The organism is Candidatus Coatesbacteria bacterium (assembly GCA_014728225.1).
Taxonomy (GTDB): Bacteria; RBG-13-66-14; RBG-13-66-14; order RBG-13-66-14; family RBG-13-66-14; genus WJLX01.
The window spans coordinates 1-22,221 of the sequence record WJLX01000070.1 but is presented as its reverse complement, the minus strand read 5'-3'; the positions used below and the strand labels follow the sequence as shown (position 1 = coordinate 22,221).

General features: G+C 66.7%; 12 protein-coding genes. 11 read left to right on the top strand and 1 reads right to left on the bottom strand.

Annotated elements, in window-relative coordinates:
* The first annotated feature begins 72 nt into the window (after positions 1 to 72).
* The 11 genes from GF399_05205 (at position 73) to GF399_05155 (ending at position 21,929) form a co-directional block, all read left to right on the top strand.
* Positions 73 to 9,495, top strand: coding sequence for a PAS domain S-box protein (locus GF399_05205; protein MBD3399712.1), 9,423 nt, complete (start codon positions 73 to 75; stop codon positions 9,493 to 9,495).
* A 205-nt stretch (positions 9,496 to 9,700) separates the two neighbouring features.
* A complete protein-coding gene (locus tag GF399_05200; GenBank protein MBD3399711.1) occupies positions 9,701 to 11,062 on the top strand; it encodes a response regulator in 1,362 nt (453 codons plus the stop codon).
* A gap of 211 nt (positions 11,063 to 11,273) precedes the next feature.
* Positions 11,274 to 11,747: a hypothetical protein gene (locus GF399_05195; GenBank protein ID MBD3399710.1), complete on the top strand. Its 474-nt coding sequence runs from the start codon at positions 11,274 to 11,276 to the stop codon at positions 11,745 to 11,747.
* A complete protein-coding gene (locus GF399_05190) occupies positions 11,744 to 12,325 on the top strand; it encodes a reverse transcriptase-like protein (GenBank protein ID MBD3399709.1) in 582 nt (193 codons plus the stop codon). Before GF399_05195 ends, GF399_05190 begins: the two co-directional genes overlap by 4 nt.
* A gap of 49 nt (positions 12,326 to 12,374) precedes the next feature.
* On the top strand, positions 12,375 to 13,448 hold the full coding sequence (locus GF399_05185; protein MBD3399708.1) for an FAD:protein FMN transferase: 1,074 nt from the start codon (positions 12,375 to 12,377) through the stop codon (positions 13,446 to 13,448).
* A gap of 448 nt (positions 13,449 to 13,896) precedes the next feature.
* The gene (locus GF399_05180) at positions 13,897 to 14,511 is read left to right on the top strand and encodes a hypothetical protein (protein MBD3399707.1); all 615 of its coding nucleotides are present in this window, start codon (positions 13,897 to 13,899) and stop codon (positions 14,509 to 14,511) included.
* 10 nt (positions 14,512 to 14,521) lie between these two features.
* Positions 14,522 to 15,853 (top strand): hypothetical protein, encoded by a 1,332-nt coding sequence (locus tag GF399_05175; protein MBD3399706.1) that lies wholly within the window; start codon positions 14,522 to 14,524, stop codon positions 15,851 to 15,853.
* A 63-nt stretch (positions 15,854 to 15,916) separates the two neighbouring features.
* Positions 15,917 to 17,317, top strand: coding sequence for an efflux RND transporter periplasmic adaptor subunit (locus tag GF399_05170; protein ID MBD3399705.1), 1,401 nt, complete (start codon positions 15,917 to 15,919; stop codon positions 17,315 to 17,317).
* Positions 17,314 to 20,679 (top strand): MMPL family transporter, encoded by a 3,366-nt coding sequence (locus tag GF399_05165; protein MBD3399704.1) that lies wholly within the window; start codon positions 17,314 to 17,316, stop codon positions 20,677 to 20,679. Before GF399_05170 ends, GF399_05165 begins: the two co-directional genes overlap by 4 nt.
* A gap of 120 nt (positions 20,680 to 20,799) precedes the next feature.
* Positions 20,800 to 21,102 (top strand): hypothetical protein, encoded by a 303-nt coding sequence (locus tag GF399_05160; protein ID MBD3399703.1) that lies wholly within the window; start codon positions 20,800 to 20,802, stop codon positions 21,100 to 21,102.
* Between the two features lie 353 nt (positions 21,103 to 21,455).
* Positions 21,456 to 21,929, top strand: coding sequence for a GAF domain-containing protein (locus GF399_05155; protein MBD3399702.1), 474 nt, complete (start codon positions 21,456 to 21,458; stop codon positions 21,927 to 21,929).
* An 89-nt stretch (positions 21,930 to 22,018) separates the two neighbouring features.
* On the opposite strand, the gene GF399_05150 is transcribed toward GF399_05155, so the two are convergent.
* On the bottom strand, positions 22,019 to 22,221 hold a 203-nt coding region (locus GF399_05150; protein ID MBD3399701.1), incomplete at its 5' end, for a T9SS type A sorting domain-containing protein.

Sequence of the window (22,221 nt, the reverse complement as noted above, 5' to 3'; positions counted from 1 at the left end):
TGAATCCATCAGCGATTAACCATATCCTTTATTGATAACTAGATATCGCTCGATATCCCTTCAGGAGGAGTCATGCCGGTAGAGATTCTGCTCCTCGGCGAATCGTCCGAGAGCCTCGACCGACTCAGCGACTGGCTCCGCACCACGGGCTATCGCTGGCGACGGCTCCAGGTCACCGAGATCGCCGAGCTTTCGCCCAGCCAGCACCGGCGCCTGATCATCGTCGATCCCGCCGACCGGCGGACCGTCGAGCTGCTCGGCGAGCAATCCGCCGAGCCGGCCGACAGTGTACTCTTCACCGGCCCGGCCCGGGACGACGTCCCGGACATCGGCGCCGAGACCCTGCCGCCCCTCCAGGACGCCCACGAGCTGGGGCGTTTCCTCGACGACCTGCTGACGCCGGCCCAACCGATCCGTTTGGGGCTGGCCCGCCTCGACGCCGACGGCCGCTTGATCTCGGTCAACCCCTACCTCGGCCGCCTGCTGGAGCTGCCCGCCGACACCGAACAGGCCCCCCGGGATTTCGCCGCCCTCTTCCAACAGCCGGAGCGCCTCGGTGAGCTGCTGGCCGAGCTGCGCCGCTGCGGCACGCTCAGCAACCGGCGCGAGACCTTCCGCACCCCGGAGGGCGCGACCCGGGAGCTGCTGCTCTCCGGCATCGCCGGCACCGACGAGGACGGTCGCTTCAGCTATATCGACATCTCCCTCAAGGAGCCGGCGACCGATCAACCCGATCCCGCCGCGGCCCTGCGCCGGGTGATGCGCCGCCTGAACACCGCGGCGCCGACGGGCGAGCTGACGGAGCTGCTGGGGGTTTTCGGCGAAGGCGCCGGACTGGATCGGCTCAGCGTCTACCGCTGCCCCGTCACCGCTGAACCGGCCAGGGCGGCCCTGGAGGCCGCGTGGAGCGCGGCGGCCTTCGCCGACCACTCCCTGGAGCGGGAACTGCCCCTGGAGCTGCTGGGGCTGCGTAAATGGCACGAGCGCCTGCGCGGCGGCGAAGCCCTGCACGCCGTCGTCGACGAACTCGCCCGGGCGCCGCGCAAACTATTCGCCCGCCGGGGGGCGCAATCGATCGCCCTCTGCCCCCTCTTCGTACCCCTCGTCGATTACAGCGCCCACGTCACCGGCGGCACGAACGGGAACGGCCGGCGGCTGTGGGGAGTGCTGTTGACCGAGGACCTGGGCCGGATCAAACGGCGCGACAACGGCGAACGGGCCTGCCTGGAGGCCTTCGGCGGCCTGCTCTCCCAGCATCTGGGGCAGCTCGAACTCCGGCGCAGCCTCGACGAGGCCGGCAACTGCCTGCGCAACTTCTACGTCAACACCCCGGTGGCCTACCAATCCCTGGACCCCCGGGGCCGCGTGCTGGTGGTCAACGAGATCTGGCGGCGGACCCTGGGCTACAGCGCCGAAGAGGTCGTCGGGCGCTCCTTCGCCGACTTCCTCCCGCCCGCCGACGCCGAGCGCTTCGCCGAGAACTTCGCCCGTTTCCTCGAACTCGGCGAGGTCCACGACATCGAGTACGAGCTGCGGCGCAGGGACGGCTCGACGCTGACCGTCAGCTACGACGGCCGGCTGGAGCGCGACAAGGACGGCGTACCGCGCCGCACCCACTGCACCTTCGTCGACATCAGCCGCCGCAAGGCCGAAGAACGGGCCGTGTTGGATTCGGAGCAGTACTTCCACTCCCTGGCCGACAATCTGCGCGAGGGCCTGCTGATCTACGACCGCCGCCGCCACCGGGTCGTCTACCTCAACCCCGCCGTCGGTGAGCTCTGCGGTCGAGAGACCGAATACTTCCTCGGCAAGGACCTGGCGGCGATCGTCGGCGAGTTCGTCCACGAGGAGGACCGGCCCCGGGTCACCGATGAACTGCGCCGGATCATCGAGCTGCGCCGCCAGGGCGGCGGCGCGACCCTGGACATCGAGTACCGCCTGCGCCGCGCCGACGGCGAGGTGCGCTGGGTTCGCCAACGCAGCTACCCCAGGTCCGCCGCCGAGGAGGAGCACTCCTACCTGCTGCTCAGCGACATCACCGATTCCAAGCTGCGCCGGCGCGAGCTGGTGATGAGCGAGCGCATCCAGGCCGCCGTTTCGCACACCGCCGAGGTGCTGCTGCAACCCGGCAACCTGGAGCGCGATCTCGATGAGGTGCTGGCCGTACTGGGCGAGGCCGCCGGGATCAACCGCTGTTACCTGTTCGAGAATCACACCTCCTTCGAGGGCCGCCAGCTCAGCACCCAGCGCCACGAGTGGACGACCCCGGACGTCGAGGCTCAGCTCGACAACCCGGAGCTGCAGGATTTCGACTACCGCGCCGTGGGCTTCGGGCGCTGGATCGAGCTGATGGAGCGCGGCGAGGCCGTCTACGGCCCCGTCGACGAGCTGCCGGCCACCGAGGCCGAGTTCCTCGCCGCCCAGGACATCCGCTCGATCGTGGTGGTACCGGTCTACGTCGGCGAGGACTGGTGGGGCTTCATCGGCTTCGACGACTGCACCGAGCGCCGGCGCTGGAGCAGCGCCGAGATCGAGGCCCTGCGCTCGGCCGCCGGGATCATCGGTCAGGCCCTGCAGCGCGACTGGATGGAGCGCGCCGTCGCCCATTCGCGGGAACGCTACCGCAAGCTGTTCAACAGCAACCAGGACGCCGTCTACGTCTTTCACGTCGACGACGACGGCCGCCCGGGCAACATGACCGACGTCAACGACGTGGCCTGCGAGCGGCTGGGCTACAGCCGGGAGGAGCTCCTGGGCCTGAGTCTGGCCGAGATCGATTCCCCGGCCGGGAGCGAGCGGGCCCCAAAGATCATGGAGCGCCTGTTCACCGAAGGCAGCGTCCTGTTCGAGGGTGAGCACGTCACCCGGGACGGCCGGCTCATCCCCGTGGAGATCAACGCCCAGCTCATCGAGCTCCAGGGGCGCAAGACCGTCCTCTCCACCGCCCGGGACATCAGCGAGCGCCTGGCCTACGAGCGGGCCCTGGAGAAGAGCGAGCGCGAGTACCGCACCCTCGTCGACAACGCCAACGAGGCCGTCGTCGTGGCCCGCGAGGACCGGCTGGTCTTCGTCAATCCCCGCACCGTCGTGCTGACCGGCTATTCCCGGGACGAGCTGACTTCGATGTCCTTCCTCGCTTTCGTTCACCCCGAAGACCGGGAGCGGGTGGCCGCCGACCAGCGGCGGGGACTGGAGAACGATACCGGTTCGACCTTCGAGTCGACCTTCCGCATCGTCACCAAGACAGGCGAGGTGCGCAGCCTGGAGCTCCGGGCCGTGGCCATCGACTGGGAGGGGCTGCCGGCGACGCTCAACTTCCTCACCGACATCACCGCCCGGCGGCGGGCCGAGCGGGCCCTGCTGCGCTCCGAGCGCGAGAAGACGGCCATCCTGGCCTCGATGAACGAGATGGTGGCCTACTACGACGAGACCCTGACCGTCCAGTGGTGCAACCGGGCCTCGGCGGAATCCGTCGGCCAATCGATCGGCGAGCTCCTCGGCCGGCACTGCTACGAAATCTGGCACGGCCGGGAGGACGCCTGTCCGGGCTGCCCGGTCAAGGAGGCCCTGGAGCAGGGCGAACCCCGCAGCGCCGAAGTACAAACCCCGGACGGCCGCCGCTGGGAGTTGCGCGGCTACCCGGTCACCGACGAGAACGGCGAGGTCATCGGCGCCGTCGAGGTCGGCCGCGACATCACCGTCGAGAGTGTGGCCCGGGAGAAACTGGCGGCCAGCGAGGCCCGCTTCCGCTCCCTGGTGGGCTCGATGAGCGACATCATCTTCACCCTGGACATCGAGGGTCGCCACATCGGCCTCTACGGCAACTGGGTCCAGCAGTACGGCCTCAGCGAAGAGATGTTCCTGGGCAAGCGGGCCACTGAGATCATGCCGCCGGAGCAGGCCCGGGTCCACGAGGAGGCCGTCGAGTTGATCCTGGCCGGCGCCCCGCGGGCGGACTACGAGTGGCACAACGCAATCAACGGCGAGCTTCTCTACTTCAAGACCACCCTCGCACCGCTGCGCGACGCCGCCGGCGAGATGACCGGCATCGTCGGCGTGGGGCGCGACGTCACCGCCGAAACCCGGGCCCTCAACGCCCTGCAGCAGAGCGAGGAGCGCTACCGTCGCTACATCGACGAGGCCCCGGAGGCCGTCTTCATCTCCAACGCCGAGGGGCGCTATCTGCGGGTCAACCGCGCCGCCCGGCGGATGACCGGCTACAACGAGCAGGAACTGCTGACGATGAACGTCGGCGAGATGCTGGCCGAGGAAAGCGAGCTCGCCGGCCGCGAGCTGTATGAGCGGGTCAGGCGCGAGGGCCGCGGCGAGCAGGTCCTGGCCGTCACAGACAAGGACGACGGCCGCCACTGGTGGAAGGTCTCGGCGGTGCGCCTGTCCGAGAAGCGCCTGCTGAGCTTCGCCGTCGACATCACCGAGCGGGTGGAAGCCGAACGGGCCCTCGAGCAGCGTTACAAGTACGAGCGCGCCCTGGCTCGCTGCTCCCGGGCCCTGCTGAGCGAGGACGACCCCGCCGACGCCCTGCGCACGGCGCTGGCGCCGTTGCTGCGGGCCTGCGACGTCGGCCGGGTCTACGTCTTCGAGAACGTCAGCGACGACGAGGTCGGCCTCTGCATGAGTCAGCGCTACGAGGTCTGCGCTGCGGGGATCGAGCCCCAACTGGGCAACCCCGAGCTGAAGAAGCTGGCCTACGCCGACGGCTTCACCCGCTGGCGCGACACCCTGAGCCGCGGCGACGTGGTGCGTGGGTTGGTGGAGGATTTCCCGGCGAGCGAGAAGCTGATCCTCCAGACCCAGGAGATCAAATCGATCCTGGTGCTGCCGTTGTTCGTCGGCGGCGGCTGGTGGGGCTTCGTCGGCTTCGACGACTGCGTGCTGCCTCGGCGTTGGGAGGACGACGACATCCAACTGCTGCGCACGGCGGCGGAGATGATCAGCTCCTACTTCGAGCGGCGTCGGGTGACCGCGGTGCTGGCCGAGAGCGAGCAGAAATTCCGCACCATATCCGAGCAGTCCCTCCTCGGTGTGGCCATCATCCAGGACGACGTTCTCGTCTATGTCAACGAATCCCTGGCGGGCATCGTCGGCCTGGAGCAGGGCGAGCTGTCCGGGGCGCCGGCGGAACGCCTGGCCGAGCTGATCCATCCCGACGACCGGCCCTGGATGGAGGAGCAGCTGCGGCGCAAGCAGGCCGGCGACACCGACGTCAAACTCCACAGCACCTACCGGATCCACCATACCGCCGGCGAGCTGCGCTGGATCGACCAGTACTCCAAGACCATCAACTACCTGGGCCGCCCCGCCGACTTCGTCAGCCTGATCGACATCACCGAACGCAAGCGGGCCCAGGTGATCATCCGCAACACCGCCGAGGGGGTCTCCGGCGCCACGGGGACCGAGTTCTTCAACACCCTGGTCGGCTATCTGGCCGAGGCCCTCGGCGTGGCCTACGTCTTCATCGGTCTGCTGGAGGAGCGCGAGAAGGGCGAGTTCATCCAGACCCGGGCCTTCAGCAACCACGGCGAGATCGGCGAGAACTTCGACTACCAGCTCGAGGGCACCCCCTGCTCCCACGTCATCCGTGACAACACCCTCTGCGTCTACCCCGAGGGCGTCAGCCGGTTGTTCCCCGAGGACGATGACCTGGTCAAGATGAACGTGGAGAGCTACATCGGCGCCCCGCTCTACGACTCCGAGGGCCGCGGTCTGGGCCTGATGGTGGTCATGGACGAGGAGCCGATGGAGCGACCCGAGTTCTACGCCTCGATCCTGCGCATCTTCGCCATACGCGTCTCCACGGAGCTGGAGCGCAGCCGGGCCGAGGATGCGCTGCGTGAATCCGAGCGCCTGCTCAACGAGGCCCAGGAGATCGGCTCCCTGGGGAGCTACATGTGGGACGTGACCACCGACGAGCTCCAATGGTCGCGCAACATGTACCACCTGGCCGGCCTGGATCCCGACGACTTCGCCGCCAACCTCAGCGTGGTCTCCCAGCGGATCATCCATCCCGCCGACCGCGAACGCGTGGCCGCCGAGGTCGCCGAGATGGCCGAGCGTGGCGCGGCCTGGCCGATGCAGTTCCGCATCATCCGCCCCGACGGCGAGGTGCGCATCTGGCGCTCCATCTCCCGGGCGGTCTGCGACGACGAGGGACGTCCGTTGCGCTACATCGGCGTGCACCACGACATCACCGAGCAGCAGCGCACCCTGGAGGCCCTCAACCGGGAGCTGGAGATTACCCGGGGGCTGTCCGAGCTCTACTCACCGCTGACCTCACCGGAGATCGGCATCAAGGAGATCACCACCGCCGTCCTCGACAAGGCCCTCGAACTGACGGGTTCCAGCCACGGCTACGTCTCGGAGATCGAGCCCGAGACCGGCATCATGCTCAGCCATACCCTGACCGAGATGATGCCGGACTGCGATCTGGACCTCGAGCGGCGGGCCTTCGCCTTCCCGCCGGGGCCCGACGGCGAGTACCAGGGTCTCTGGGGCCACGCCCTCAACGAGCGCAAACCCTTCTACACCAACACCCCGGAGAAGCATCCGGCCTCGGGCGGCGGCCCACCGCAAGGCCATGTACCCGTCGAGCGCTTCCTGGCCTACCCGGTCCAGGTGGGCGACGAGCTGCTGGGCCAGATCGCCCTGGCCAACGCCGACCACGAGTACGGCGAGGCCGACCTGGAGGTCATCGGCCGCCTGGCCGAGTTCTACGCCCTGGCCCTGCAGCGCAAGCGTTTCGAGCTCGCCTTGACCGAGCAGGAAGCCAAACTCGACCAGATGCTGCAGACCCTGGCCGAGGGCGTGGTGATGGTCGACGACTCCGGCGAGATCGTCTACGCCAACCAGGCCGCCGAGGAGATCCTCGAACTCAAACAGGACGCGATCCTCGGCCACTTCTACCAGAGCCGGAGCTGGAACCAGGTCGACGGTGACGGCCAGCCCCACGATCCCGAGGAGCTGCCCCTGGCCGTGGCGCTGCGCGAGGAGCGCCGGGTCAAGAACCTGGAACACGGCATCGTCGCCGAAAGCGGCGAAACGAAGTGGCTGTCGGTCAGCGCCGCGCCGCTACGCGACACCCTGGGCAAACTCTACGGCGCCGTGGCCAGCTTCCACGACGTCACCGTCCGTCGGCTGGCCGAGGAGCAGACCCGCAGCTACATCGACGAGCTGCAACTGATCAACGAGACCGCCGTCGAACTCAGCCGGGCCGCCGACGTCGAAACCATCCTCGACATCCTGGGCGACAAACTCAGCACCCTCTACCCCGAAAGCTACCTGCTGCTGACCCTGGCCGACGCCGTTGGTGAGGAGATCTACATCCGCCGCCACTACGGCTTCCACGGCCTGATCGGCAAGGTCGTCAACATCCTGGGCAACGACCCGCGCAAGCTGGGCTTCCGCCCCGAGGAGATGAATCCCCAAGAGCGCGAGCTCTACACCACCGGACACCTGGCCCGGATGGCGGAGGGGCTGTACACCATCGGCGCCGGCAAATTCCCCCGGGGCCTGACCCGACGGGTGGAAAGCCTGTTGGCCGTGGAAAGCGTCTACGCCATGGGCTTCACCCTGGGCGACCGTCCCTTCGGTGGACTGGTGCTGCTCTACACCGGCGCTGGCGAACCGCCCAACCGTTTCGCCAGCGAGGCCATCTTCAAGCAGGCCTCCTTCCTCATCCGCCGGCGCTGGGCCGAACAGGCCCTGGCCGCCAGCGAGGAGCGCTTCCACCGCATGGCCGACAGCATCCAGGACGGGTTGACGATCATCGAGGGCGACGAGGTGGTCTACACCAACCGCCGCGTCGAGGAGATCTTCGGCTGGCCGGCGGAGAAACTGGAGAGTGGCGGGATCTTTGAAATCGCCGAACCCCAAGAGCGGGAGCGGCTCAAGGAGGCCCAGCAGACCGCCCGCGAGGGCCAACCGCCGGAGAAGCTGGAGTTCTGGATCAACACCGCCGAGGGCGACCGCCGTTGCGTCCAGAACCGCTATTCCTACGAGAACACCCACCGACCCGGCGACCGCTACGTCGTCACCACGGACATCACCGAACAGAAACTGAACCAGGAAGCCATTCTGCGCTCCAAGCGCGAGTGGGAGCGCACCTTCGACAGCGTTCCCGACCTGATCACCATCCTGGACGACGCCTTCCGCATCACCCGCGCCAACCGGGCCACGGCGGAGCGCTTCCAGCTCAGCCCCGTCGAGGTCGTCGGCCAGCACTGTTACCGTCTGTTCCACGATACTCAACAACCCGTCAAGGAATGTCCCCACGTCAGGATGCTGGCCGCCGGCGAGGAACGCCTGGGCGAGGAGAAAATCGGCAACGAGGATTACCTGATCAGCGTCAGCCCGCTCACCGACGAGGACGGCCAGATGATCGGCGCCGTCCACGTGGCCCGGGACATCACCGAGCTCAAGCGCACCCGGGAACGCTACCGGGTGTTGAGCGCCCAGTTCGAGGCCGTGCTCAACTCACTGACCGACCGCGTCGTCTTCGTCGATACCGCGATGAAGGTCGTCTGGACCAACCGTACCGTCGAGCACTGGCTGGGCACGCCGATGGAGGAACTGCGCGGCAAGAACGTCCACGAACTCTGGGACGGCGCCGGCGACTGCGATATCTGCGTGATTACGGAGGCCCTGGAGACCGGCCTGGCCCAGCACGGCAACCGCCGCGAGGGCGACCGCCGCCTGGAGATCGTCGCCTTCCCGGTGATGGACGGTGAGGAACTGATCGGCGTCATCGAGGTCATGCGCGACATCACCGACCGCCTCGAGTCCCAGGAGGCCGCCCAGCGACAGCTGATGGTCGAGCAGGTCGAACAGATCTTCTCCTCGATCCGCCACGAGATCGGCAACGCCCTCAACACCCTCAAGACCACCATCAGCGTCCTGCGCTCCAACTTCGACAGCTTCTCCGAGGACAAGCGCCGCCGCTACTTCCAGCGCATCTTCGACACCTTCAAGGTCGCCGAGCGGCTGTTGATGACGATGAAGGAGTACCAGAAATTCGACGAACTCCACCTCGAGCTGATCCAGATCGATCGCTTCCTGCGCGAGAAGAGCGGCTTGCTGGTCGATAACGCCAAGAACCACGGCGTCGAGCTGCGGATGAAGTGCCAGGCCCCTCACGCCCTGGTCCAGGCCGACCGCGACGCCCTGGTGCGCGTGCTGTTGAACGTGGTCGACAACGCCATCAACGCCGCCCGGGATCGCGAGCAGGGCATCATCGAGATCATCAACCGCACCTCCAAGGACTGGGTCATTATCAGCGTCACCGACAACGGCCTCGGCATCGCCGCCAAGGACCTGCCCCACGTCATGACCCCCCTCTATACCACCAAACCCGAGGGCAGCGGTCTGGGGCTCTCCATCGTCGAGAAGCTGATCCAGCAGATGGGCGGCCTGGTCTCCCTGGAATCCGTCGAGGGCGAGGGCACCCGGGTGACCTTCCGCCTGCCCTTCTACCATTCCTGATCACCACTAACGCCTTGTCCACCGCGGCAGGCTCGTCTATAATCCCCCATATTCACCACGCCTGGAATTCTCCCGCTACGAAGCCAACCCAATCCAACCCCCCTACGTTGGCACACTTCTTGCAACCTTTACGCGACGGTATGACTGCACCCCACCAGAGATCTTCGGCGACAAAGCCGCCGGCGGCGTATCCGCACGGGCGATCATGAACGAGCGACGCATCCTGGTGATCGATGACGACCGGGCGTTCTGCGCCTCTATCTGCGACGGCCTGACCGGCCGGGGCTACCAGGCGCGCTACGCCCTCGACGGCGAGGACGGCCTGGCCGAGTACCGCCGCTGGCACGCCCCGGTGGTGCTGCTCGATCAGAATCTGCCCAACATGACCGGCCTCGAGGTCTGCCGCCGCCTGCACGAGCTGGCTCCCGAGGTCAAGGTCATCTTCGCCACAGCCTTCGGCTCCTACTCGCGCGCCGTCGAGGCCGTCAAAGCCGGGGCCTACGAGTACCTGCCTAAACCCCTCGACCTGGACCAGTTCTATCTGACCGTCCGCAACGCCTTCGAGACCCACCGCCTGGAACGACGGGAACTCCTGTCGCGCTACGAGCGCCAGAAGAGCGGACGAGCCGATGAGTTGACCGGTGTCTCACCCCAGGCCAACCGCATCCGCCGCCTGGTCGAACTGGCGGCCGCCTCGCGCTCACCCGTTCTGATCACCGGCGAGACCGGCGTCGGCAAAGCCGTCGTCGCCCGGGCCATCCACAAACGCAGCGACGAGGAAAGCTACCTGACCGTCAACTGCGCCGCCGTGCCGGAATCGCTGATGGAGGCCGAGCTCTTCGGCCATGAGAAAGGGGCCTTCACCGGGGCCACCAAACGCCGCAAGGGCGTCTTCGAATTGACCCACGGCGGCAGCCTGGTCCTCGACGAGATCGGCGAGATGCCCCTGCTGCTGCAAAAAAAACTGCTGACCGTGCTCGAGGAGGGACGCCTGCGGCCCCTGGGCGGCGAGGAGGAACTCAGCGTCGACGTCCGGGTGATCGCCATCACCAACCGCAACCTCGAGACCGAGATCGAAGCCCAGCGCTTCCGCGCCGACCTCTACTACCGCCTGGCCGTAATCAAGATCCACGTTCCACCGCTGCGCGAGCGAACCGAGGATCTCGAACCCCTGGCCCGGGTCCTGCTGCGTCGACTGACCGGCCGGCCCTGCGAGCTCCCACCGGAACAGCTCCAGGTCTTGCGCGCCTACCCCTGGCCCGGTAACACCCGCGAGCTGCGCAACGTCCTGGAACGCTCGCTGATTCTCGGCGGCGAAAAGCCCGATCCGGCCTCCCTGCTCCAACCCGCCGACGGGCATCCGGCATCCGTCGAGCCGCCCGGCAACGACGGCGAAATCCCCCCACTCGAAACCGTCGAGCGCCAACACATCCTGACCGTCCTCGAACGACTCGACGGTAACCGCCGCAAAACCGCCGACACCCTCGGACTGTCGATCTCCACCCTGCGCCGCCGCCTCAACGACTACCGCCGGGCCGGCTTCCGCGTTCCACCCTCCGGCGCCTGAGCCCCTCCCCGGCGACCCTGGAAAAACAGCCCCCAGATCCGCGACCACCCCACTGAGCGCCCCGCCGGAACCGGCACGGTTTTTGCGGAGGCCGACCGTTATCAGTAGGTCGTAACGGTCGCCGAGATGCAAAAACCGTGCCGGTTCCGGCGGCCCGGACTCAGCGGTCCCGCGGGGGCTGTTTTTCCAGGGTCGCCGGGGTTGTGTTAATATGGGCGGCGTGAGCATCCACCGGGCCAGCCTGCTGTTTTTCGTCATCGCCGCTGCGGCTTCGGCTTTGGTGGCGGTGGCCCCGCTGGACGTTGGGGAGGAACTCTCGCGGGGCATCGCCCGTTGGATCGTCGGAGAGGTCGGCGACGCCGACTTGTTATCGATGAGCGTGGACCTCGAGCCCGGTGATCTGCCCGGTCTGTGGCGCCGCGCTTTACAACGGGACTCCGACAGCCTGATCGTCGTCAACAGCCGTTACGTGGACCAACGGGTCTGGGTCGAGCTGTGGGGTGTGGCCAGCGGCGTTATCGTTACTTCCTGGAGCGGTCTCCTGGCCGTGACGGCCCTGTCCGTCGAATTACCCGCGGCGTTGGCGGGATTGCTGGAGGAGTTGGGTTATGGCGGTTTTGTTCCAGCGACGGCTCCGAACCTGGACGAACTCGTGCAATTGGCCGCCCAAGGAGCGACACCGTGACTGAACGCCGTCGACATCTGGAGACTCTGCGTAGCCTGCGCCGTCGTCTGGTCGCGGAAAAGGCCGACGAAGACCGGCGCAAGGAACTGGCCGCGCTGGATTGGGTTCTGCGGGAAATGGATCCGACCATGGACCTGCTGGAGGATGAGATCCCGTCCCCGCCCGCAACCTACCTGCTCTACACCGACGGCGGCTCCCGCTGCAATCCGGGACCGGCGGCCTACGGCGTGGTCCTCTACGACTCAACCGGCGGTGAGCTGGCCCGACGGGCGGCGCGCATCGGCCGGGCCACGAACAACGTCGCCGAGTACCAGGGTCTGCTGGCCGGGCTGCAACTGGCCCGAGCGCTGGGCGCCCGCCGCCTCGAGGTCCGGCTGGACGCCGAGCTGTTGGTCAAGCAGCTCAACGGCGTCTACAAGACGAAGAACAAGAAGCTGGCCGAACTCAAGCACCGCGTCGAGAAGGCGGCCCGGGCCTTCACCCGGGTGAGTTACCGCCACGTACCCCGGGAGCAGAACCGCCTGGCCGACGCCCTGGCCAACGCCGCCCTCGACGGCCGCGACCCGGAAACAGTCTGAGGCGCAAACCCGGCAGAGCAAGGCGGTTGCCCATTCCCCCGACCCGGTGATGGGTCTTTCTTACGACCCCGACACTGATCATCAGCGACCGATGAAACAGACCGTTAACCCGGCTTCGACAACGCGAAGCAGACGACGGCCGAGAGTAATCCTCGCCACGGCCCTCGCGCTGCTGTGCTCTTGCGGCGGCGGCGAGGTCGTCGAGCGGCTCACGGTGCTGGCGATGGACACCGCCGTCGAGCTGACCGTGGTCGCCCCGGATCGCACGACGGCGCAGGCGGCCCTCGAGGCCGCCGCGGAGGCCCTGCGCAACGTCGAGGCCTGGGCCTCGACCACGGACCCGGGGAGCGAACTGGCCCGAGTCAACGCCGCCGGCGGCTCGGAACAACTCGGCCGGCCCCTTGCCGAGTGTCTGGAACTGGCCCTCGCGGCGGCCGCCGACAGCGACGGGGCCTTCGATCCCACCATCGGCCCCCTGCTGGCGGCCTACGGCTTCACCGGTGAGACCTGGCGCGTTCCGCCACCAGAGGAGTTGGCGGCGGCACTCACCCGGGTGGGATACGAGAGGCTGCGCTTCGCTGACGGCGGCCTCGAACTACCGCCGGGCTTCGTTCTCGACCTGGGCGGCGCGGCCAAGGGCTACGCCGTCGACCGCGCCTGCTCGGCCCTCGAGAACGCCGGAGCAACGGCGGGTCTCGTCAACGCCGGCGGCGACATCGCCTGTTTCGGCGAGCGTCCCGGCGGCGGTTCCTGGCGCGTCGGTGTCCAGCACCCCCGCGCTCCGTCCGAGCTCTACGCCGTGCTCGAACTCGACGGCGGCGCCGTGGCCACCTCGGGCGACTACGAGCGCTGCTTCACCGTCGGGAGCGTCCGCTACCATCATCTGCTCGACCCGCGGAGCGGTCGACCGGCGCGGGAGCTCACCTCGGTTACAGTGACCGCGCCGAGTTGCGCCGCCGCCGACGCCTACGCCACCGCCGCCTTCATCCTCGGTCCGCGCGGCGGCCGGGCCCTGTTGGAGGAGCATCCCGAGCTGGAGGGTCTGTTGATCGGGGTCGCTCCCGGGCTGGAAGCCCACGAAACCGGCGGCTTCACCGCGGATTACGAGACGCTAGGCGACTGAACCGCGCTTCGATGTCGGCAGCCTCTCGCCGCTGTTTTAACCGCGGCCTCCCCCAGGGGAGGCCGTTGTTTATTACGGCGCCGTTCGAGGGCTGGAGGGTCAGTCTCGATTATGCGGCGCTATTGAGACAAAAAAGACTGCCACGGGTGAAACCACCAGCGGTGCCCGGCGTATCATAGCTAACAGAGACAAAGGGATAGGAAAAACTAGGCTAGTGTGAACCATTAATTACATATAACATTTCTCAACAATGTTGAGAATAGATTTTTATAAGCAATGTGCGCTGCATCACATTAATTTCCTTAATCTATGCTATAACTGGAACGACGGCTGACAACGAGCTGACCCATTGGGGTTGAAAAAGCCGTCGAGAGCAGCTACACTTGGGCTGACTAGGTAAGATTTACCCAGTGCATTTTCGAGTATTTTCTTCTGTTAACGAGGCCCCATGCCCAGCCCCAGAAACGAAGTCGTCGTCCTGGCCCTGCTGGCCGAACAGCCCAGCTACGGCTACGAGATCGAAGCCCAGATCGAGCAGCGGGGACTCAACCGCTGGGCCGAGGTGTCCTTCAGCTCGATCTATTACCTCCTCGGCAAGCTGGAGAAGGCCGGCCTGATCGATTTCGAATACCAGAAACACGGCCGTTACCCGACCCGTAAGGTCTACCATCTGACCGCCGAGGGACGACGGGTGCTGCGGGCCAACCTCTACGAGCTGATCGGCGATTACCATCCCAGCCCGCCGCCCAGCATCGTCGGTATCAGCTTCATTCACGTACTGCCCAAAGAGCTGGCCCTGGAGGCTCTCGAGGCGCTCGAGGCCAGCATCGCCGATCACCTGGAAAAGTTCCGGGATATCATCGGCCGGGTCAAGAAACGCTACCCTCTGCCGACGGTGCGCGAGCTGCTGCACCTGGGGGAGATCCAATCCTCCCAGGCCCTCGGCTGGGTGCGCAACCTGATCGATATCCTCACCGATTACGACTGGGACCGCTGGGCCGCCGACGCCGAGGACGGAACGGTCCAGAGTCAAACTCACGACTCCGCCGCGGAGAACAACTAAGCGAGAAGTGATGAGCAAAAGCCTCTGCCTGATTAGCTGTCTGATCGCCGGCCTGACCCTCGCCGAGGAGGTCGTCGTCGACGACTACCTGGCCCCCGAGGAAAAGCTGACCATGGAGCGGGCGGTGGAGCTGGCCCTGGCGCACAATCTAGACATGCGTCTCGCCCGGGCGGCCCGCGAACAGGCCCGCTACGACGACTGGTACGCCTGGACGGGCTTCCTGCCCCAGGTCTCGGGCCAGGTCCTCTACAACACCTACGACGGCTTCACCGCCCAGTACGGCACCCCGGCCGACGTCGACATGGACACCTACTCCACCTCGTTGACGATCAGTCAGCCACTCTTCAACGGCGGGGCCATCTACTGGGGCAAGGTGATGGCCGGCGCCGGCGAGGAGATCTCGGAACTCTCCCTGCAGGCCGCCCGTCAGGCCGCCATCCTCGCCGTGCGTGAGGGCTACCTCGACCTGCTGATGGCCCGGGAGTACCATCGCGTCCAGCGGGCCAACTTCGAGAACCTCGAGGAGCACTACGAACTCAGCCGGGCCCAGGCCGAGGTCGATCTGATCAGCCGGGCCGACATGCTGCGCTCGGAATCCGAGCTGGCCGTGGCCGAGAAAAGCCTGCTCTCGGCTCAGAACGCCCTGCGCCTGGCCCGGGCCAACCTGGCCGACGTCATCGGCGTCACCCTGCCCGCCGGGGTCGAGCTGGTCCCCGTCGAGATCCAGGCCGCCCCGCTCGATCTCAGCCTGACGGAGGCCCAGGCTCTGGCCCGCGGCTCCAACCCCACCCTGGCGATGGCCCGCAAGGCCGAGCGCATCGCCGAGGCCGAGGTCGGCCTGGCCGCCAGCGCCTTCTGGCCCAAGCTGAACCTCTCCGCCGACTACGGCTGGGTGCAGGGCGAGGAGCTGACCTTCTCCAAGGAGGCCGATTACTGGTCGATCTCGGCCATCCTCTCCATCGACCTGTTCACCTCGACGGGTCGCCTGGCCGAGATGAAGAGCGCCCGGGCCTCGCAGTACCAGACCAAGCTGGAGACCCTGCAGGCCGAGCGCGGGATCATGCTGGCCGTCGAGGCCGCCTACCTGGCCCTCGAGGAAGCCGGGGCCCAGATCGCCGTCTCCGAGAAACAACTCGCCGCGGCCGCCGAGGCCATGGAGCTCAGCGACGGCCTCTACGAGAACGGCATCCTCTCCAACGTCGAGTACCTGGACATGAACCAGGCCTATCTGCTGGCCCAACTGGGCGAGATCCAGAGCCGCTACAACTACCTCAAGGCCCGCGAGAATCTCGATTCCCTGCTGGGCCGTCTCAGTCTCAACGAGGAAACCCCATCCGAATAAGCTACGGGCGCAGGCCCGTTTGCAGCACTCCAAGGCGGTCGCTACCGCGTCGAGGAGGAACCCATGCAGCGTAAAGGTATCGCTCTCACCGTCGTCACGGCCGCCCTGGCCGCCGGACTCGTCCTGCTGGCCGGCTGCGGCGGCGGCGGCCGTCCCGAGAGTGAAGAGGAAAGCCCGATCCCCGTCGCCGCCACCGTCGTCCGGCTCGAGCCGACGACGATCCAGCGCGATCTGTCCGGGATCCTGCGCGGCCGGATGGAGGCCAACGTGGCCCCCGAGGTCTCCGGACGCCTCAACAAGATCTACGTCGAGGTCGGCGACGAGGTCACCAAGGGCCAGGCCCTGGCCGTGATGGACGGCAGCCAGTACTGGCTGTCCAGTCAGTCGACCAAGGGACAGATGGAAACCGCCCGCCTGCAGCTCGAACAGGCCGAGGACAACTACGAACGCTACCAGCCGCTCTACGAGGCCGGCCAGATCTCCAAGTCCCAGTGGGACCAGATCGTCAACGCCTACGAGATGGCCCAGGCCGGTTACGACGCCGCCAAGGCCGGCTACTACCAGGTGACAGACATGGCCGCCGAGACGACGATCCGCGCCCCCTTCAGCGGCGTGGTCGCCTTCCGCAACGCCGACATCGGCTCGATGGTCGGCCCCTCGATGGTCGTGTTCCAGGTCATTCAGAGCGATCCGATGACGGTCACCATCGGCGTCGACGAAAACGACATCCGCTACCTGACCGAGGGCGCCGAGGTCGACGTCAGGGTCGAGGCCTACCCCGGCGAAACCTTCAGCGGGACCGTTCGGGCCATCGGCTCCAAGCTGGAAACCGCGACCTTCACCTTCCCCGTCGAGGTCGAGCTCCCCAATGAGGACGGCCGGCTGAAAAGCGGGATGGTGGCTCATGTCGTCCTGCCCATCCGCGACCTGGGCGAGGCCATCAGCGTGCCCCTCAACGCCGTCGTTGAACTCGCCGGCGTCGACTACGTCTATGTCGTCAAAGAGGTACAGCGTCAGGAGCCCCGCCCCAGCGCAAATCAGCTCCGCGTCGGCGACGAAGTCGTCGAACTCAACTCGCTCACCGAGCAGATCGCCGCAGCCCTCGACGACGCGGGCACCGGGGCCGGCGTGACCATCGAGAGCGCGGACAAGCTCTACACCCTCGAGTTGACCGGTATCGACGAGCCGTCCCAAAACGGCGATCCGGGCACGGAGCTGCGCGTCGAGCGCCGCGAGGTCGTCAAGGGCTCATCCCTCGGCGATCGGATCGTCGTCGAAGAGGGATTGGAGCCCGGTGAGCGGATCATCACCGAGGGCCAGCAGTTCCTCGAGGACGGCAGCCTGATCACCCTGCCCGACGAAACCACCGCCGCTGACGAAGGTGAGAATTCCGGCGGTGAAAACGAAGCCGCCGAGACTGAAAGCACCGAGACGACGGACGAAGCGGGGGAGGAGGCGGCGTGAAAATAACCGAGTTCACCCTCAACCGGCCGCGGATCCTCTTCCTGGCGCTGCTGCTGATCTTCATCGCCGGTCTCTACTCCCTGTCGGCGATCTCCAAGGAGGGCGACCCGGACATCCAGATCCCGGTGGCCTTCGTCACCGTGGCCTACCCCGGTGCCGGACCCGAGGAGATCGAGAGCCAGATCACCGACAAGGTCGAGGACGAGATGGCCGACCTGCCGGACCTGGACTACATCACGAGCACCTCCTCGGAGGGCTTCGCCCTGGTCCAGGTCATCTTCACCTCGGACGCCGACCTGGACTTCTCGATGCAGAAGGTCCGCGAGCGCGCCGACAAGGTGACCCCCCAACTACCCAGCGACGCCTTCGAGCCCGAGGTCATCGAGTTCACCCTCTCCGACGTGCCGACGATGGTGATGAGCTACTCGGCGCCCCTGGATCCGCTGATGCTGCGTGAAAGCGCCGAGAACCTGGGCGACGACCTCAAGCAGATCCCCGGCGTGCGCGACTCCACCGTCTACGGCGGCCGGCAGCGCGAGATCGAGGTCCTGCTCAAGCCCGCCAAACTCTCCGAGTACGGCGTCAGCATCAACAGCGTCGTCAGCGCCATCGGCGCCCAGCATCTCCAGGTACCCTCCGGCGGCGTCGAGATCGGCCCCCAGCGCTACCTGGTCCGCGCCCTGGGCGAGTACGACGACCCCAGCCAGCTCGGCCAGACCCGGGTGCCCACCGCCGCCGATCCACTGACCGGCCGCCCCGGCCAGGTCAAGCTCGAGGACATCGCCGACATCAACGACGGCCCCGCCGAGGAGCGCAGTAACTACTCGCGCACCGACGGCGAGGACGCCATCACCATCTACCTCTACCGCCGCACCAACTCCAACGTCCTGGAAACCTCCGAAGAGATCAAGGCCCGGCTGGGCATCCCTCAGAAGGGGCTGGACGCCGAGCTGACCGACGGCACCAGCGTTTACTTGACCCCCTCTCAGGTCCGGACATTCTACTTCGCCCGCGACAACTACTCCGCCGAGATCCCCACCGTGGACAACGGCACGGTGACCGTCCGGCGCAGCGACATCGCCGACCAGCTCGCCGAGGTCGATATCGATCCCGGCCGGGTCATCACCCTGCCCGAGGGTTCGCAGATCCAGATCACCAGCGACGACGCCGACATGGTCAACGAGTCCCTGGATACGATGAGCGACAACACCTTCCAGGGCGTGCTCATCGTCTTCCTGGTACTGCTGGTCTTCATGGGCTTCCGCACCGCCACCCTGGTGGCCACGGCGATCCCGCTGTCGATCCTGATCACCATCGCCATCCTGTTCTTCAGCGGCGAGACCCTCAACAGCATGAACATCGCCGCCCTGATCCTGGTGGTCGGCATGCTGGTCGACAACGCCATCGTCGTCACCCAGAACATCTACCGCCACCTCGAGCTGGGCGACAATCGCCACGACGCGGCGATCTCCGGCTCCTCCGAGGTCGCCTATCCCGTCTTCACCTCGACGCTGACCACCATCTTCGCCTTCATGCCCATGCTGATCATCAGCGGCGTGATGGGCGAGTACATGGCCTTCATCCCGATCACCGTCTCGATCGCCCTGTTCTGCTCCTACTTCGTCGGTATCGTGCTGATCCCGCCGATCGCCGCCCGCTTCCTCAAGCTCAAGCGTTCCGTCGAACAGGCCCGCTGTGAGGGCTGCACGGGCGTCAAGCTGTTCAGTTACAAGATCCGGTCCTTCTTCGACAAGATCTTCAACCTCAAGAAGCTGTCGAACTTCTACGAAAAGGTCATCAACAAATCCCTCAACCGTCGCTGGGTGGTGCTGACCTCGATCACGATCATCTTCCTCGTCGTCGTCGTCGGGCTGCCCGCCATGGGTTTGATCAAGATCGATCTCTTCCCGCCGATGGACTCCGACCAGATAATCATCGAGGTCGAGACCCCCGTCGGCACGCCCCTCGAGGTCACCGACGCCAAGGTGCGCGAGGTCGAACGCCTCGTCGAGGAGCACATCCCCGAACGTGAACGCTACGTCGCCGTCACCGGTGATTCTCCCGGCGGCACCGGCCGCGTCAACGCCTCCCAGCTCTTCGGACTGACCTCGACCTACCTGGGCGGCGTCAACGTCGATCTCGTCGAATCCGATGACCGCGAGCGCACCGCCAAGGAAATCATGGAGGACCTGCGCCCCTACCTGGACCAGATCACCGGGGCCAGTATCCTCTACGGCGAGGTCCAGGGCGGCCCGCCGACGGGCTCGGCTCTCAACATCAAGGTCTACGGCGACGAACTCGACGAGCAGCGCCGCATCGCCAACGAGATCCAGACCATCCTCGAGGACATCCCGGGTACCCGCAACGTTCGCGACGACATCACCCCGGGGACCCCGGAGCTGCAGGCCGTGCTGGATCGCGACGCCGCCAACCTCTACGGCTTCACCGCCTATGACCTCGGCGGCAGCCTGCGGACCCTGATCAGCGGCACCAAGGCCGGTGTCTTCCGCGAGGGCGACGAGGAATACGACATCACCGTCAAGCTGCCCAAATCCGAGCTGACCAAGGTCGACGACCTCGAGGATCTGATCATCACCAGCATGAGCGGCGCCCGGACACGGGTCGGCACCATCGCCGACGTCAAGACCGCCGAGGGCATCAGCCAGATCCGCCATTACGGCAACGAGCGGGCGATCACCATCCGCGGCGACCTGGCCGCGGGAGTCAGCAGCGTCGACATCGTCAGCCAACTGCAGCAGCGAATCGCGAACAGCGTCAGCCTGCCCGCCGGTTACCACATCGACTACGAGGGCAGCATCCGCTTCATCGAGGAGAGCTTCAGCGACCTGGGCATCGCCTTCAACATCGCCATCCTGCTGATCTTCATCCTGCTGACCCTGCAGTTCAAGTCCACCGCCCAGCCCCTGGCGATCATGACCACCATCGTGCTGTCGGTCATCGGCGCCTTCATCGGCCTGGCGGTCACGGGCAACGCCTTCACCATCATCGCCTTCGTCGGCGTCATCGGCCTGGCCGGCGTCGCCGTCAACGGCGCCATCGTGCTGGTCGACTTCATCAACGCCCGCCGCGCCGAAGGCGTACCGATCCGCGAGGCCATCATCGAGGCCGGCAAGATCCGCCTGACTCCGATCCTGCTGACCGCCGTGACCACCATCGGCGGGATGTTCCCCCTGGCGGTCTCGGACCCGCAGTGGGCGCCGCTGGGCTACTCCTTCATCTTCGGCCTGGCCTTCGCCACCCTGCTGACCCTGATCTTCGTCCCGACATTCTACTCCTGGATCGAGGAGAAGAAGGTCAAGATCAAGGCCTGGTTCCGCCGCCTGGGCTCCAAACGGACCTGAACCGGCCGCTGACACTCCGTAACGACAAGTCCCCACCAGCAACGCGGGGGTAGGGTCCGACCCTCCCCCGCGTTATGCTATACTAGTACAGTGACATCCAGTTGTTAGCGGGAGGTAGCCATGGGCGACAGCGGAACCTACTGCCCCAAGTGCGGCAAGTACGGCGCCACCTACGAGGTGGTCGCCGTCAATGACGAAGTCAACCAGATCATCACCCACTGCGACAAGTGCGGCACCGACTTCCCCTGGGCCAAGTTCCGCCCCGCGCACATGGCCGAGGACCTCAAGCACCGCCATTGCCCCGTCTGCGGCGCCTCGGACCCCAAGGTCGAAGAGGCCGAAACCGCCGAGCTCGTCGCCTGCCGCTGGCAATGCAGCGAGTGCAAGTTCCAGGTCACTATCGCCCGCAAGAAGGAGGCCTAGCCTCCCCGACCACGTTGCCCAAGCCCTGCGTCCGCCGCCGCTGTTCACCTCAGCCTTCACCCTCGCCCGCAAGAAGGAGGCCCAGCCTCCCCGGCCACGCAGATAACCCCGTCACCCGAGGCCGATTTGCCCCCACCGTCCAACACGCGGCAACAGCGGCCCAGCCTTCCCGGCCACGCAGATAACCCCGTCGCCCGAGGTCGATTTGCCCCCACCGTCCAACACGCGGCAATAGGGGCCCAGCCTCCCCGGCCAAGCGGCGCTCGCCGCCGATCAGCCACAACCGCCGCCCCGCCCCGTCGGGGCCTTTTCTCACCGTACGCTCATACCCAACTATCCGCCGAGGTCGAGGAATGGACGAAAAAGTGGTCGAAGAACTGCTCGAGGAGATCGCCGCCCTGACCAGCGGCCCCGCCGAGTCCAGCGCTCGGTTGCAGGCCGTCTGCCGCCTGCTGGCCGAGCGCGTCGAACACTACGACTGGGTCGGTTTCTACCTGGTCGATCCCGCCCAACCGCGCAGCTTGATCCTCGGACCCTATGTCGGCGCCCCGACGGATCACACCCGCATCCCCTTCGGCCGCGGCGTCTGCGGCCGGGCGGCCTCCACAGGCCGCACCCTGGAGATCCCCGACGTCCGCGCCGAGGACAACTACCTGGCCTGCAGCCTGGAAACCCGGGCCGAGATCGTCGTCCCCATATTCCACGAGGGCGGGATGACCGGTCAACTGGATATCGACAGCCACACCGCCGCGCCCTTCGACGCCGGCGACCGCCGCCTGCTCGCGGCCGTCTGCAGGCTTTGCGCACCGCTGACCGCCGAGCGGTAAGCCCAGCGTGGGGCGTTCACCAAACCCCGGCTGACTAACGCTAGGGCGGGATGTTAATCCCGCCCGGGTGATGCTATATCAACAACTCGCTACCGGCCGACGACCCGCCCGACGACCACCCGGCGGCTGAGCGCCGCGCCTTGCGTCTCCAACCGCAGCAGATAGACCCCGGCTGATGCAGCGGAGCAGTTCCAGCTTACGGCGTGCCGTCCGGCGGGCAGCTCGCCCTCGGACAACACGTCCACCCGGCGCCCGGCCAGGTCGTAGACGCTCAGGCTGACGCGCTGGGCCT